Origin of the sequence: Sulfurimonas sp. ST-27, assembly GCF_048081595.1 — a bacterium.
Classification (GTDB): Bacteria; Campylobacterota; Campylobacteria; order Campylobacterales; family Sulfurimonadaceae; genus Sulfurimonas; species Sulfurimonas hydrogeniphila.
In genome coordinates, this window is the sequence record NZ_CP182226.1 from 1,044,222 (window position 1) to 1,060,456 (window position 16,235).

A 16,235-nucleotide genomic window follows, 5' to 3' on the forward strand; every position below is an offset into this window, starting at 1 on the left:
GCTAGGTTTTGTTAAGTTTATAGTATACCTTTATACTTAAATCTCAAAAATGATACAAAAGCAATATTTTCCTTATTTAAAATTTCAATTAATCTATTCTTTCTTTTATTCTTATCAATTTGATTCATTTTCTTGATAAAATTTTCTAAAGATTTTTTCCTCGCCAAAGGTAATGAACCATCATTTAAGTGTAAAGTTTCTATCATGTATTTTGCCTTATCGATATCTTTAGGTGATTCAGTAATATTACCAGTATCAATATCGTATTCAAAATAATCCCTTATTTTTATTAATTCAACTGGATTTAGAAATTTTGTATCATTATATTCATTATCTTTTATATGACCACAACTATGATGTTCTTCATCGTCTGCATGACAATTTCCATTACAAGATACAACTATATTGTTGTAATCAAAAACTAGGTGAGGAAATTTATCTCCTGCTTTTGGTTTTATATGTTCAAGGTGAGAATTATTGAGTTCTACTTTACTTTCACAGTAGATGCATAAATAATTTTGTTCATTTTTTAAAATATGTTCCTTTAAAGGTTTTTTACTAACAGGATACTCTTTCCATTTTGAGATTTCTGCAGTATTATCAATAAAAAATTGAGGAGTAGAAACTTTTTGAATATATCTCATTACATTAGCTCTAAATCAAAATTTATTTCTTGAAAAAATGATGAGTTTTCACTCTCATATTCTAATATTTCCTCCCTAAGTTTTATTGCATCTTCTGTATCTTTTTTTTCAGCATCAATAAGCTTTCTATATTTTTGATGAAGTTCCAATAAATCTTTTGGAAAATTTTCTGATTCCATAACTTCAACAACTATCGCATTAATATCTCTATCTAATGGTGGTTTTTTATATCTTTTTACTTTGCCATTATCGAGTTTAATAATATTTTTATAATATGTTGAACTAAGTATTTGAGGCGAATGTGTTGCAAGTAAAAATTGAGTATTTTCCGACCATTTAGATAAATCATTAATTAATTCATATTGCCATTTTGGATGTAGAGCAATATCAACTTCATCCATTAATACTATTGAATCATTTTCAACAATATATTTTAACCAGATGTATATCCCAAGTTTTTTTAATTCTCCATGACTTAAATCTTCTGGAGACAATACTTTTCCATCTGCTTTTGATTTAAAGATAACTCTATCTCCTGTTTCATTTTCAGTTATTTCTTTGCCATCTAAAAACCCCTTTAACTCATCAGTTAATTCATCATATTTTGAGCCATATTTTCCTGTTTTTCGTTTAGCTTTTAAATCTTCTTCTGAAGCTTTTTTAAAAGATTGTAAAATTAGTTCAGTAGAAGCAAAGTCATAAGTAAAAAAACCATTTAATAAACTTTTTGCTCTTTTTATACTATCGTAATATGACTCATAAAAACTTGGTATTTCATTGGAAAATTCATTAAAAATACTATGTTTTTCTTCATTTGACAAGAATAAAAATATTTGTGAACTCGGTGCTGTTTGGAAAACTTTATTTGAAAGTTCAATTAAAAATTCTTTTGGCATTTCTGTCTCTAATAAAATTACATTATTGCTACTTAAATGTGTAATATATATTAAATTATGGTTTTCAAGAGAAGCTTCTAAGATTTTTAACTTATCTTGTAATTCATCAAAGATTAAATTTAGTTCTTCTAATGCTTTTTCTGAAATTGAATTATTTTTCATTATTAGCTCAACTAATTCTTTATAACTATCTAAATCATTCTTGGATCTTGCATTATGATATAAATAATCTTCTTGTTTTGAATTTATAAATTTTCTTAAATAACGAATTTCCCTTTCTATAATAGGGGAAATTCTATCCACATTTTGTAATTCTTGTTGCATTCTAATAACTTTTTGATATTCTGAAAAATTTTCTTCAAATTTTTCTATTCTTTTCTTTGTATCACTTATATCTAAATAGATATCAAAATTATATTCATCTGTTTTGGATGGATGAATTTTAAAATTTAAGTTATATTTTTTATTTTTATGTGAAATTATAAATTTTACAAATTCTATCTCCTCAGTTATATCTATAAATACATCTAATAAGTTTTTAATATATTGTTTTTTTGAATTATCTATAAAACAATGAAGAAGAATAAAAATAAATTGTAAAAGTGTACTTTTCCCTCCACCATTTTTACTTGCAACAGAAAATATATCTGGGAATTTATCACTTTTTTCAAAATCAATAACTATATTTTCAAAGTTTTTATACTTTATTATTTCTACTTTTTCTAATCTCATTATTTACTCCATTACTCAATTTCATTATTATATCAAAAAATTTTAACTTAACGGGGGCGCGGTGTTCAACCCGCGCCCCCGTTATCCGGTCACGCAGTGAGCGGATAACGGCAGTCGTGAGCGATAATTTTCCCGCTAGGGTAAATTATTGGTCTCCTCGTTTTTGTTAGTCTTTTGCAACAACCTGCTTTTTAATAATCTTTAAATTGTTCTTCTATCTCTAATTTGATTTTTTGATAACTTTCAAGAAGACTATCATTTAAACTTTTTAAATCTATTTCAATGTATTTGTCTTTTATAATGTCAATTATAGATTTTAATACATTATCAATATCTTTATGTCTATTTTCAATATAATCCCATAATTCTTGTTGAGATTTATCAAGTGGCATATCTCCTGGGGGTGATACAAAAGTGGCAAATCTTGAGTCTGGATTATTAGAATGATAATTTAAACTGTTACTTAAAATATCTTGCCAAACATGATGTAAGTTTCTTAATAATTCATTTAATTCATTATCATGCAAATATTCAATATTCTCATGCAAAATTCTTTCAAAATCTTCAAAAAAAACTGGTAAATCAACTAAAATTTGTTTTGGAGCATATCTTATTTGTTCTCTTATAAGTGTATACGGGACTTGTTTCATTATTTTTTCAATAATTTTAATATCTCTCTGTTTTATGATTATTTGATTATCAAGTATCTTTACTTTTGGTTTTATATCTAAAATTAAATTGATTTTATTTTCAAGTTCTTTAGCTTTATTTCCTATAATAGATTTTTGTTTATTTACTTGTAAATCTGATAAAGTATAGCTTGTGATTGCATGTTGTCTTATATCAAAAGGAATGTCGTCAATAGTTCCATATTCTTCATTTAATATCAAAATAATTTTTTCCCATCCAAGTTTCGCTACTGCATATCCTAATTCATACATTACATTTGGATTTGGTGTTTTTCTATTGCTATTAGTATCTGTTTTATTGATTGTACTAATATCTGAAATAAACATGTCTGCAGCATCTATTTTTTCTAAAATAGTTAATGATATATTTGGACTACCTGCTTTATTTCTTATTGCTTCATCAATTATTAGATTAATCTTTTTATCAGTTTCTATAATATTCTTTGCTTTTTGAAGCATATCTCTTATCACTACTTTATTTGTATTATCAGGCAAATCACTTTGCCATGAATAAAATATATTCATTTGGTTCTTCATTTCGCATCCTATTTCTTATTCAATGTGAGACTAACGGTTGAGGAGAGCAATATTTTACCCGCCCTTGGGTAAAATATTGCTCTCCTGCGTTTTGTTAGTCTTCTCTTTTTTCAAAGTTAATGTTAAAATTTAACTCTTTTTCTATATTACTTGAAAAGTCCACATAATTAAACTTTTTAATATTTTTTACATGTTGAAAACATTCTAAAAAATTACTATAATCTTTTTCATCTAAAAAATCTTTTTCATCTTCTTTAGAAAAAGGAATGATAAAAATATACATATAAAATGTAAATTTAAATTCACTTACTAGATAAGGTATATCTTTTCGATTATTATTTCTGCAATATAAAGTTATATCTGGTACTTTTGTAAAAAAGTGATAATCATTTAATACTGCAATTTTTGGTAATTGAGTAATTTCTTTTTTATTGTTTAACCAATCTATTGTTCCATTAAAATTTTCAATGTATTTGTCATCAATTACACTTAATGAAAATTTACATAATGTTTTGTAAAGGTTTTGTATTTTTATTTTATTACCTGTTTTCAAAACTATATTCTTTGGTATTTCACTTTTATTATGTTCATTATTCTCTTGAATTATTATTGATAAATTTTTATTTTCTTTATCTTTAAAAAATTGAAAATTTTTGCCTTTCATTTTTGGGATATTATTTTTTTTATTTTTAATTCCAAACATTGTTCTAGCTAAATCATGGTAATAAATAAAATCTCTTTCGATATTTTCATCAAAAAACTTATTACAATCATCACATTCCTCATTTAAAATAAGTTTTTTATTACCTAGTCCTTCTGATATGGCATGAGCAACATTATCGAAACTTACATCAGGTTTACTTTTTTTACAAAAACGACAGATTCTTTTGTTTTTCTCTCTCATACCAATAGGCATTATTTTATTTTTTTCTAAATCAAAATTTTGAATTTCATAATTATTCAGGATACAGTCAAATTGTTTTAATTCAAGTTTTTCTTTTTCAGAATAGGTTGCAATACCATTTAATTTAGATAGTTCTTTTTCAAGTTCATATTTAATTTTTGTGTTTATTTCAAGTTCAGGATGTAAAATATAAAAATATTCATTATCTTCTAATTTTTTAAAATACTTCGTTATCTGTTGTATTGCTGGAGATACATTTTTGTATTTTTCTATATATTTTCTAATAAGTTCTTTCATTGTATCTGTGTATTGATGTTCTGCATCAATATTAATACTTTGATTCTGAGTATTTATATTAGCATTAAATATTGAGATAAAATCAAATATCACCTGACTTATATCTTCTGAGTATCCAATTTCTATTATAGTATTAAACTTTAAAGAAAATATATTAAGTGCAAATTTTTCCATATGTTTCCTTTGTAGACTAACGACTGAAGATAGCCGATAAATTTCCGCTAGGTAATTTATTGGATACTCTGTTTTGTTAGCTTTTAAATGCTACTAAAATGCGATGAAAGCATTATACTTTTTTTCTATTTTAGACCAATCAATTCCACATTCATGAAAAAATTCTCTTTCTTCTTCTTCAGTATCTGGAGTTGTCCATGCCCAAGGAAATTCATCAGTATCTTCTGCATCAACTATCTGAGAAAAATATTTATCGTAATCATGCACAATTAGAATTCTTCGGACTAGTCCTGACTCGTAAATACTGCCAACTTTAGCCTTTAATTTAATAAGTGCTAGCTCAATATCTTTTGAAATGATTGCATCAAAATCTGCTAAAGTATATAATCCAAATGTTTCAATTTCATGTATAAGGTTCTTTGTAGTATCAGGAATTATTTCATCTTTATCTTTAAATACAGAACTAAATTTTGTATTTAAGTATTGATTTAATGTTGTTGAATTAATAGGAATATTTAAGTTTCCTTTTTTTGTATTTTCTAAAGTAGATTTTGCAATTACATCTATTTCATTTGAAATATTGTTAAACTCTCTATCAGCCATTTCAAGTACACCAGCCAATATTTTAAATCTTCTTCCAATATCAAGAGGTAATTTACCTGTAAACTTATAATTTCTATCATGCTCTATTTCAGCCCATGCATGCTGTAAAATTGTTCTAACTTGTATTTCAAAACATTTTCCAATGTACTGTTTATACTCAGGTAACTTTAGTCTACTTTTATCTAAAGAAGCAACATAATGGATTGATTTATATCCCACTTTATCAATACCAAGTGCTTCACTTTTGTTTGAACTATTGGCATTATCAATATTAAAAGTTTTTTCAATGATTTCGCATATTTTTTCTATTTCATCTTCTACATATGTAATAATTCTAATTCCAGAAAAATCTTGTATTTGTTCAATTGGTTTACTATATTTTCCTTTTGATACTTTATCTCTAACACTGTCTATACTCTTAGTTCTAAATGTAACAATATGATAAGAAATATTTTCTATTTCAAAGACTTCTGAAAGTAAAGATTCTACTTTTGATGAAAGTCTTTTGTATGTTGGTTGATTTTCAATATACCATTTAATAACATCCATATATTTTATCCTTTTAATATTTATGCGGTAAGCTATTTATCAACAAACAGTATATTCCAAAAACACTTAAATTAACAAATAACATACACTTTATATGATTGTTAATTTTTAATATTTATTAAAAATATGCTAAAACATTATTTTTTTTAGTTGATTTGAAAAAATACAATACTTTTATTAAAAATAAAGTGTATGTTTTATGCTGTATTTATAAATAACAGCTCATTTTGTATGTTATTTGTCATATATATCGCATAACACGCAAAATGTTACTGAAAGGGATGAGGCAAAGCCTCTTTGTATTTCGCAAGTTTTTCTTCAAATTTCATACTGGCGTAGGCGGGGGAGGTTGAGGGGAGCAGGACTTTTTTGATTTTCAGATGTTTGTACTCTTTGTCAAAAATCTGTTGTGCTTTTTTGCCTGTAAACAATATGGTTTTGATGTTTGGATATTCTGCTAACAGTTTTTCAAAATCATTGACTTCTATATTTTTCAGGTTGGTATCACTGGAATTGTTTGCATCTCTTTGCAGACTTGCAGCACTGTCAAAAAGGGCTATCTTGTGTTTTTTGCACAGGGCAGTTTTATCTTCTTTTGTCTGAACAGGTTCTTTGTAAATCGCAGCCAATATAGGCCAGAACTGATTCCGTGGATGGGCATAGTAAAATCCCTCTTCAAAAGATTTTATACTGGGAAATGAACCGAGTATAAGCACTTTTGAATCAGTAAATATAACAGGTTCAATGGTGTGAAAATGAAGTGACTGCAATGTTTTGTCTAACTGGTGAGATCAGCTGCTATATTTTCCAGTGTTTGTTTTTCGGCTTTTTCTTCACAGTTGATACCTTTGTCTTCAAGAGATTTTATTATCATTAAGACATAAGCATCAAAGGGTTTGAGAAGCGAACTGCTTAAACCTCTTCCTGGCTCAATACTCTGGGGAATAATCGCAAGAAGCGTGACTTTTGGTAAAGTTTCTCCTTGCCTCTCAAGCAAATTAAGACATCCGAGTACTCCGGTTTCGTCATCATCTTCATTTGTGCTGAAACTGCGAAAGGTCTCCATAGGGAACTGATACATTGAACCTGGAGCATCCTCAATTCCGATGACATCAAGGACAATTATTTCTTGATATTCCATAAATATATTGAGTAGTTTTTTTCCTTCAACACCGCCGTGAATAATATCCACCCTGGGTTGAAAAGTGTAGTTGGACTCCAGATATTTACTCGCATATAAGGCGATACCTTCATCTTTGTGTAATGTATTTCCGATACTTAAAATAGCAATTTGTTTTTTATTCATGTGGCATTCTAACAAAATTTTTTACTTACAAAATAAAGAAATTGAAATAAGTGAAGTTTTTTATGCAAATGTCTATTTCTTCCCAAAAAACTTATAATAAAAATCTTTTACAAGGCGCATTTTTGTCCGGCTGAGAACCAGATTACCGCTTTTAATTTTGCCGCTTGTTACTGTCGTTCCTGCTGCTATCATCACGTCATCTTCTATGGTTATTGGGGCTACAAGTTGGGAGTCGCTGCCGATGAAGACATTCTTGCCGATGACTGTTTTGTACTTTTTCACGCCGTCATAGTTACATGTAATGGTTCCCGCACCTACGTTTGTGCCTTCGTCTATCTCAGCATCGCCCAAATAACTCAAGTGTCCGGCTTTTACCCCTTTGAGGGTTGATTTTTTTACTTCTACAAAATTCCCGATGTGGGTGTTTTCTATGTTTGAAAGCGGTCTTAAATGTGCCATCGGTCCACAGTCGGAGTTTTTCATTATACTCTCTTCTACAACGCTGCCGGCCTTTATATGCGAGTTGATGATTTTGCTTTTTCCGGTAATGCGACAGCCGTTTTCTACGATGCACTCTCCCTCAAAAACAACATCTTCTTCTATATAAATCGTTGCAGGAAGCTGCATCGTCACACCTGCGTTCATCCATTTTGTGCGAATTCTGTTTTGCATAATCTCTTCGGCATCTGCGAGGTCTTTTTTGGAATTGACCCCCTTAAACTGTTCTTCATCAACAAGCAGAGGAACAATGCTGGACTCATCCTCATTTGCCATGGCTATAATATCGGTAAGATAGTATTCTTGTTGCGCATTGTCATTGCTTAAATCAGGAATATATCGCTCTAAAATTACTTTTGAAAAGGCATAGACTCCGGCATTGACGGTGGTGACATTGAGTTCTGCTTCATCAGCGTCTTTTTGTTCTACAATGTATTCAACATGATTGTTTCGTATAATGACGCGACCGTATCCGTCAGGGTTTTCAAGATCAAAAATACTCATGATGATATCTGCTTCAAGTTCCAAAAAGCCTTTGAGTGCATCGGCTGTAATGAGTGGCATATCTCCGTTAAGAACCAACACCTTGTCATATTTTGGTTCTACCTGCATCATGGCTCCGCCGGTTCCTGGAAAATTTTGAGCGTCTTGTTCGACAAAGCGAATGTTTTCAAAATAATTTTGCATTGTTTCAATAACCGCTTCTTTTTGATGGGCAACCACTACGGTAATATCATCAGAAATTTTATGGGACTCTTTTATAATATGGTAGAGCATAGGTTTTCCGCTGATTGAATGTAAAACCTTTGCTTGCGATGATTTCATACGGCTGCCTTTGCCGGCTGCCAAAATTATTATGCTTATTTTCTCATTTTTCATGTCTGCTCTTTATCTGTTTTTTATGTATCAAAACTCAGTTATGTTTTAGTAACCTGGGTTTTAACCTCAATGCCATTAAGTTAAGCGGCTTTTTCGGAACCCGTACTTCAGTGCGGGCTTTGTGCCTTTCAAAACTAAGGCCTAGGTTAAAACCTAGGTTCCAAAAGAATATCGAACTTTTTTCTTAACTTGATGCATTGGCACTAAAGTACGGGTCCCAACAAGTTACTTTAAAGTGTAATGTTACCATTATTTAATTATAAAGTGTATAATTTCAAACTTATTTATGTTTGCTTACATGTAATAAGATATTTTATACTAAAGAAGATTTTCCCCTTGAAAAAAATTACACAAACACAACTCATCATCTATGTCAGCATATTTTTTATTCTTTTTGACAATTACAGCTTTTTTCACAATGTCTTGCAGGTCTATCCGCTGAACTGGCACAATATAGGTTTTTTGATTTCTCTTGCGGTTATTTTAGTCTTTTTTATGATATTTCTACTGAGTCTGGTTTGTTATAAATACACACTCAAACCGATTTTGATTACACTTTTACTGGTTTCATCGCTGACAAACTATTTTATGAACAGTTATCATGTGGTGATTGATGCGAGTATGATTCGAAATACTTTGCAGACAAATATGCACGAATCACTGGATCTGGTCACGCTCAAACAGGTGCTGTATTTTGTCTTTTTAGGTCTTTTGCCTTCTTATTTCGTATATAAGGCAAAAATTGCGTATAGACCGTTTAAGCAAGAATTTTTCGCACGTTTAAAACTCATAGGGCTCTCTTTGGCGGTTATTGTCGCGTCATTCTTTTTGTTTAGCAAATTTTATACATCTTTTGTCAGAGAGCATAAGCCCCTGCGTTATACAATAAATCCGGCATACTGGATGTACTCCATCGGAAAGTATATCAATCTGACATTTAACAGCGGTCCGCTTGTTGTCAAACCGATAGGACTTGATGCCAAAATAGTCAATGACGACAATCGCAAAAAACTTGTTATTATGGTTGTGGGTGAAGCAGCGCGAGCGGATCATTTTAGTCTCAACGGCTATAAAAGAGAGACGAATCCTCTGCTTGCGCAAGATGACATCGTGGATTTTCCGAATTTTTACTCCTGTGGCACTTCTACTGCTGCATCTGTGCCGTGCATGTTTGCGAAATACGGCAAAGCAGACTACAGCTACAAAAAAGGCATCAGCACAGAAAATGTGCTGGATGTGTTAAAGCATACAAATGATGTAGCGATTCTTTGGCGAGACAATAACTCTGACTCCAAAGGTGTTGCGTTGCGTGTGCCGTATGAAGATTATAAAATTCCCAAAAACAACACTGTGTGCGCAGACGGAGAGTGCAGAGATGTCGGTATGCTTGTCGGACTTGACAAATTTATACAAAAGAACAAAGGAAAAAATATTTTAATTGTGCTGCATCAGATGGGAAATCACGGTCCTGCCTATTATAAACGTTACCCAAAAGCGTTCGAGAAGTTTACGCCTACATGTAAAACAAATCAGTTGGAAAACTGTACACAGCAAGAGATAACAAATGCCTATGACAATGCTATTTTGTATACCGATTATTTTTTAGACAAAACAATAGATTTTTTAAAAAAATATGAGAACAAATATGATACAGCTATGATATATATGAGCGACCACGGAGAGAGTCTGGGCGAGGGCGGTGTCTATCTGCACGGACTTCCTTACTTTATGGCTCCTGATGCGCAGGTGCATATCGGTGCGTTGATGTGGTTTGGAAAAAATATGGCAAAAAAAGTGGATGAAGATGCCTTGCGAAAACGTAAAGATGAAAAATATACACAAGATGATCTTTTTCATACATTACTGGGCATATTTGATGTGCATACAAAAGAGTATAACAAAAAGCTGGATATTTTAAAAGATGAACATTAACCAGCAACTCGTTGTTACTTTTATACTTCTGCTTTTTAGCATCATTTTTTTCGGGATAAGCGATGTAGATTTGCGCCTGCAAGATCAGTTTTTTGATTTTACGACGCATAAATGGGTTCTTTTTTGGGGTGAGCAGCCTTACAAGTTTATATTTTACGACGGTATTAAAAAACTTCTCATTGCCTTTGCTGTGAGTCTGTTGCTTGCGCTCATCTTTTTTAGAAAAACAAAACTGGTCAATGACTACAAAAGAGGCATGATTATTGTCATACTTTCTGCTATATTTGTGCCGCTTATTGCAAGTTCTATAAAAGGACAGACAAATATGCCCTGTCCCAAAGATGAAGTAAGATACGGCGGCGTGTATCCCCGAACGGCAGTCTGGCAAAATTATACTCACGAATTTAAACTGCATCATCACAAAAGCAAATGCTGGCCTGCCGGACATGCAAGCGGCGGATTTGCGCTTTTGAGCCTGATATTTTTATTTCACAAACGGAGAAACAAAATCATTGCCTCTGCAGTTGCTTTGACAATCGGATGGAGTATGGGGCTGTATAAAATGGTTATCGGCGATCATTTTTTCAGCCATACGGTCATTACAATGATACTTGCATGGCTGATTATATTACTCATCGCAAAGATAGTCAATAAAATTTACTCTTTATAATAATTGTGCTATTATAATGTAATTATAAATTTTTCATAAGGTTTTTGGATGGATTTAGGTACGGTCATTGGTATTGTTTTGATTATGGCTCTTTTGCTCGGGGCCATGACAATGGGTGTTGGTGTCGGTGCATATATCGATATTCCTTCTGTTTTAATTGTTGTCGGCGGTAGTATCGGGGCTTTGATGATCTCCTTTAAACCGGCGCAAATGAAAAAATTTACCAAAGTTTTTATGAAAGCTATCAAACCTGCCGAAGAGGATGTGGGTGAGCTTATCAAAAAACTGGTAGAGTTTGCAACCAAGGCAAGAAAAGACGGTATTTTGGCATTGGAAAGTGATGTCAACAATGAAGAGAACGAGTTCTTGAAAAAAGGGCTCTCCATGGCAATTGACGGCAGTGAACCTGATACGATTCGTGATTTGCTTGAAATTGACATGGAACAGACAAGTACCCGCCATAAGATTCATGCTTCTATATTTAACCAGTGGGCAGGGCTTGCCGGTGCGATGGGTATGATCGGAACGCTCATCGGACTTGTTGCCATGCTTTTAAATATGGCAGATCCTTCTGCAATTGGTCCATCAATGGCAGTTGCTTTGCTTACAACCATGTACGGTGCAATGATAGGTAATATATTCGGAACACCGATTTACAATATCCTGACTATCAGAAATGATGAAGAGACTATGCTTAAAGAGATGATCCTTGAGGGTATCATGTCTATTCAGTCCGGTGATGCGCCTAGAGTGCTTGAAGCAAAACTGCTTGCCTATCTGGCTCCTGCTGACCGTGTCAGTCAGTTTGAATAGCGGACAGCACTGATGGGTAAAAAAAAGTGTCCTGAATGCGAGGAGTGCCTCCCTGCATGGCTTGCGGCGTTTGGAGACTTAATGTCTCTGCTTCTGTGTTTTTTCGTTTTGCTGCTTTCCATGTCAAGTATGGATGCAAAAAAGATTTCAGAAGCGATCGGTTCACTCTCAGGGGCGATGAGTGTCCTTGAGGGCGGTACGCAAACAGAAATTTCAAAAAAAAGAATGCTTGAAGCCACGCCTATAGACTCTCAGGACGAAACGAGTGAAGTGGTCAACAGAGTACAGCAGGCTGCAACTGATGCGAATGAGATGATGGAAAAAACACAGTCTCCTGCGATTACCGTAAAAGAAGCCCAAGACGGTTTTGTTATAAAACTGCCGGCAACACTGTTGTTTAAACCAGGCAGTGCTACGATAGAAAACCAGGACGCTTTGTTGTTTTTGAAGCGGATTACGCTTATTATTCAAGAGTTGCCAAATGATATGCTTGTGGATGTACAGGGACATACTGATGACAGAGATCCCGGACCGAACAGTCCTTATAAGGACAATTGGGAACTCTCAACTGCAAGAGCGCTGGCGGTTTTGCATGAGTTGATTTTAGACGGTGTTGATCCTGCACGTTTGAGTGCAACAGGTTTTGCACAGTATCAGCCCATAGCGACCAATGCAACAGCCACAGGACGAGAAAAAAACAGAAGAGTTGAATTGCATTTTTATGGCAAAAAAAGTGAAGAAGCCCAAAATATCAACAATTCTATTTTAGATAAAACAGTCGAGAAAAAATGATAAGAGTTCTTTTTTTACTTTTGGCATTGAGTGCTTTGGGTTTTGGGGCAGACTCTCCTGTTGTGCCTACAATGAATCTCAGCCTTTCTGCTCCTGATACACCGCAACAGCTTGTTTCTTCTCTGAATGTACTTGTTGTACTTACTTTGCTTTTTTTAGCTCCTTCGATGGTCCTTGTAATGACAACATTTACACGATTTGTCATTGTGTTCGGGTTTTTACGTCAGGCACTCGGTACCCAACAGGTTCCTCCGACGCAGCTTCTTGTCATGCTTGCAATGATTTTGACTTTTTTTGTGATGGAACCCATAGGAACAAAAGCCTATGAGCAGGGTATCAAGCCTTACATAGCCAAGGATATAGGGTATGAAGAGGCTTTTACCAAAACTACTCTGCCTTTTAAAAATTTTATGATTAGAAATACCAGAGAAAAAGATCTGGCGCTCTTTTTGCGTATACGAAAAATGGAAAATCCGAAAACTGTGGCAGATGTTCCTCTCTCAATTGTTATTCCTGCCTTTATCATCAGTGAATTAAAAACCGCTTTTGAGATAGGCTTTTTGCTCTTTTTGCCTTTTTTGGTCATAGATATGGTCGTGGCCTCTATTTTGATGTCTATGGGTATGATGATGCTGCCTCCTGTTATGATCTCTCTGCCTTTCAAAATACTTGTTTTTGTATTGATTGACGGCTGGAATTTACTGATAGGCAATTTGATTGCCTCCGTAAAATAAATATTTTCTAAGGATGTAAAATTGGATTGTAAATATTTTGGCGAATGTGGTGCATGCAGAGTCTATGAAGATGGGTATGAAGTGCAACTCAATGAAAAAGTACAGATAAACAAAGAAAGATTTTCTCCTTACTTTGACGGAGATATTTCTGTGTATAAATCCCTGGATGAACATTATCGTGCACGAAGCGAGTTCAAAATATGGCACTCCGATGATGAGATATCCTATGCGATGAACCATATTGATAAAAAAGGGGTTGTTCTGATAGAGGAATGTCCTCAGGTCAATGAATATATCGCTGAACTGATGCCAAAACTGCTCTCAGCCATACAAAAACATGAGATAGGCTTTAAGCTTTTCGGTGCAGATTTTTTAAGTGCAAGCTCGGGAGAAATAGTAGTTTCACTATTGTATCACAGGGCTTTGGATGAAGCATGGCAGAAAAAAGCAACAGAAATAGCAGAAGATTTGAATATATATATCATAGGCAGGTCACGCAAACAAAAAGTTGTGATAGGACAGGATTATGTCACAGAGACTTTACATGTAAACAGTGATGTCTATAAGTTTAAACATATTGAAAACAGTTTTACCCAGCCAAATCCGAGAGTAAACGAACAGATGATTGTCTGGGCAAGCGACAGGTTTTCAGATACGAAAAATGATCTGCTTGAGCTTTACTGCGGGGCAGGAAACTTTACTATACCTTTTGCAAAAAAATTCAATAAAGTACTGGCAACAGAAATATCCAAATCCTCCATCAATGCGGCAAAAGAAAATATGCTTTTAAACCAGGTAGAGAACATAGAATTTGTACGCATGAGTGTTGAGGATTTTGTCGGAGCACTTGACGGCGTAAGAGAGTACAGAAGAATGAAAGATATTGATATCAACAGCTACAATATCAACTCTGTTTTTGTAGATCCTCCAAGAAGCGGAATGGGCGAATACTCATGCAAATTTGTCTCAAGGTATGATCATATAGTCTATATTTCATGTAATCCGCTGACCCTCCTGGATGATTTGGAAATATTGTGCCAAACACATCAGGTGACAGACATGGCGCTTTTTGACCAGTTTCCCTACACACATCATGTTGAAATGGGTGTGAAACTTATTAAAAAAGATCTCAAATGAAAAAAATACTGATAATAAGCAGCGGACCGATAGGACAACACTTTATTCAACGGGTCGCAGAGACATATACGAGTGAAAATATATACTATATAGTACAGACAAAAGAGAAAAAATTCAAAGATGCAAGCCCTGCACGGTTTAAATTTTACGAGTTTGATCCTACGAGTTTTTACAAACTGGCAAATTTGCTAAAAATGGAATTTATCCAGGTTGTTATAGCGATGGACAACCAGATCGAAGTGGAAAATACGATTAAAAATATTCGTGTTGTCAAAAAGCAGTTGCGGGTTGTTGTCTTAAATCAGTGGAATATGACCAATGAAGATCCGAATGTTGTACTCATCAATGCAAACGAGATTTTGGCCTCCCGTTTGTTGGATTACCTGCCAAATGTTCCGGTTATAGCACAGAATGTCGGTATAGGCGAGGGCGAAATAATGGAAGTGCTTGTGCCTTTTGGCAGTTCTTTTGTTTATCGGCATATCGGAGTGATTGAGCAGAAGAACTGGCGTATAGTTGCCATATACAGAAACAGAAAGCTCATTATGCCTTCGCGCAGACGCATGATACAGCCGAATGACACTCTTTTGCTTGTTGGTGAGCCGGCAGTTCTGCGTTCTGTATACAAAGCGATCAAGCGTGAACTCGGACAGTTCCCCGAGCCTTTTGGAACAAATATTCTTTTATATATAGATATGAATATTGTAAATCACTCAAATATTCTTGGGCTTGTGCACCATGCAATGTATATACATGAAAAATTCAAGCATGACCTTGTTATAAAAATTGTAAACCCTTCAGATATTGATATTATTGAAAAAATCAAGGATTTAAGAGATCTGGATATTGTTGTCGAGATAGATTATGACAGTATTAATCTGCGATCTGCATTTTTGCATGACGTAAAGTCGTATCATGTCGGACTGGTGATTGTATCAAGAGAAATGTTTGCCGATTATCATGTGAGAAAATGTTTGTATGATGTACATGTACCGGTACTGAAACTCTCAGAAAAATCTTTTTCCAAGGTGAAAGATGTCGCTTTGATACTCTCAGACAACAGAGACCTGGAAAAAATATCTGCTACGATTTTTGATATAGCCGAGCAGCTGAATTTCAATATAGAACTTTATAATTATATCAACGAGCACCAGGATGAAAAAGAACAGGTCATTGAGCATTTTTATAATCTTTCAACGATTTTTTCCAAGTCAATCAAAGTCTTCAAAGAAAATGAAAACCCGATTCGGCTCCTGAAGCACAAAGAAAATTTTATACAGATTATTCCTTTTACAAACAAACTCACAACACGCCATATTTATGCTCTTTTTTCAACTGACAGTGAAAAACTCTATTTTAAACTGGATGATTTTCATCAAATTTTTATACCTGTACAGCTATAAACAGCGTTAATTTATTCCTTTTTTAGCAAAAGTTAAGTATTATCTA

General features: G+C 33.3%; 15 protein-coding genes. 7 read left to right on the forward strand and 8 right to left on the reverse strand.

The features are described from left to right. Positions 1–17 precede the first annotated feature (17 nt). The 8 genes from ACM66U_RS05525 to glmU all read right to left on the reverse strand — a co-directional run bounded on the left by ACM66U_RS05525 (position 18) and on the right by glmU (position 8,708). Positions 18–644 carry a retron system putative HNH endonuclease gene (locus tag ACM66U_RS05525; protein WP_418641352.1) on the reverse strand — a complete coding sequence of 209 codons (627 nt, stop codon included), beginning with the start codon at positions 642–644 and terminating at the stop codon, positions 18–20. Beyond that, a complete protein-coding gene (locus tag ACM66U_RS05530) occupies positions 644–2,272 on the reverse strand; it encodes an AAA family ATPase (protein WP_418641353.1) in 1,629 nt (542 codons plus the stop codon). Before ACM66U_RS05530 ends, ACM66U_RS05525 begins: the two co-directional genes overlap by 1 nt. 191 nt (positions 2,273–2,463) lie before the next feature. Beyond that, positions 2,464–3,498 carry a TIR domain-containing protein gene (locus tag ACM66U_RS05535; RefSeq protein ID WP_418641354.1) on the reverse strand — a complete coding sequence of 345 codons (1,035 nt, stop codon included), beginning with the start codon at positions 3,496–3,498 and terminating at the stop codon, positions 2,464–2,466. 94 nt (positions 3,499–3,592) lie between these two features. Next, positions 3,593–4,873, reverse strand: coding sequence for an HNH endonuclease (locus ACM66U_RS05540; protein WP_418641355.1), 1,281 nt, complete (start codon positions 4,871–4,873; stop codon positions 3,593–3,595). Positions 4,874–4,966: 93 nt separating this feature from the next. After that, on the reverse strand, positions 4,967–6,025 hold the full coding sequence (locus ACM66U_RS05545) for a GTP pyrophosphokinase (protein ID WP_418641356.1): 1,059 nt from the start codon (positions 6,023–6,025) through the stop codon (positions 4,967–4,969). 269 nt (positions 6,026–6,294) lie between these two features. Further along, complete coding sequence (locus tag ACM66U_RS05550; protein ID WP_418641357.1) at positions 6,295–6,795, reverse strand: DNA-deoxyinosine glycosylase; 501 nt, start codon at positions 6,793–6,795, stop codon at positions 6,295–6,297. A gap of 8 nt (positions 6,796–6,803) precedes the next feature. After that, a complete protein-coding gene (locus ACM66U_RS05555) occupies positions 6,804–7,331 on the reverse strand; it encodes a hydrogenase maturation protease (RefSeq protein WP_418641358.1) in 528 nt (175 codons plus the stop codon). 72 nt (positions 7,332–7,403) lie between these two features. After that, entirely contained in the window at positions 7,404–8,708 is a 1,305-nt protein-coding gene (glmU, locus tag ACM66U_RS05560; protein ID WP_418641359.1) for a bifunctional UDP-N-acetylglucosamine diphosphorylase/glucosamine-1-phosphate N-acetyltransferase GlmU, read from the reverse strand. Positions 8,709–9,044: 336 nt separating this feature from the next. Here glmU and ACM66U_RS05565 point away from each other — a divergent pair, with 336 nt between their 5' ends. The 7 genes from ACM66U_RS05565 to ACM66U_RS05595 are packed head-to-tail and all read left to right on the forward strand — an operon-like array spanning position 9,045 to position 16,189. After that, positions 9,045–10,640: a phosphoethanolamine transferase gene (locus tag ACM66U_RS05565; protein ID WP_418641360.1), complete on the forward strand. Its 1,596-nt coding sequence runs from the start codon at positions 9,045–9,047 to the stop codon at positions 10,638–10,640. Then, entirely contained in the window at positions 10,630–11,310 is a 681-nt protein-coding gene (locus ACM66U_RS05570) for a phosphatase PAP2 family protein (RefSeq protein WP_418641361.1), read from the forward strand. The genes ACM66U_RS05565 and ACM66U_RS05570 overlap by 11 nt, the downstream gene beginning before the upstream one ends. Before the next feature lie 48 nt (positions 11,311–11,358). Then, positions 11,359–12,123, forward strand: a complete 765-nt coding sequence (locus ACM66U_RS05575) for a motility protein A (RefSeq protein WP_151900418.1) — start codon at positions 11,359–11,361, stop codon at positions 12,121–12,123. Between the two features lie 12 nt (positions 12,124–12,135). Then, positions 12,136–12,915 carry a flagellar motor protein MotB gene (locus ACM66U_RS05580; RefSeq protein WP_151900417.1) on the forward strand — a complete coding sequence of 260 codons (780 nt, stop codon included), beginning with the start codon at positions 12,136–12,138 and terminating at the stop codon, positions 12,913–12,915. After that, entirely contained in the window at positions 12,912–13,649 is a 738-nt protein-coding gene (fliP, locus tag ACM66U_RS05585) for a flagellar type III secretion system pore protein FliP (protein ID WP_418641362.1), read from the forward strand. The genes ACM66U_RS05580 and fliP overlap by 4 nt, the downstream gene beginning before the upstream one ends. Before the next feature lie 21 nt (positions 13,650–13,670). Next, on the forward strand, positions 13,671–14,786 hold the full coding sequence (gene trmA, locus ACM66U_RS05590) for a tRNA (uridine(54)-C5)-methyltransferase TrmA (protein WP_418641363.1): 1,116 nt from the start codon (positions 13,671–13,673) through the stop codon (positions 14,784–14,786). Further along, positions 14,783–16,189: a COG3400 family protein gene (locus ACM66U_RS05595; protein WP_418641364.1), complete on the forward strand. Its 1,407-nt coding sequence runs from the start codon at positions 14,783–14,785 to the stop codon at positions 16,187–16,189. Before trmA ends, ACM66U_RS05595 begins: the two co-directional genes overlap by 4 nt. Positions 16,190–16,235 lie beyond the last annotated feature (46 nt).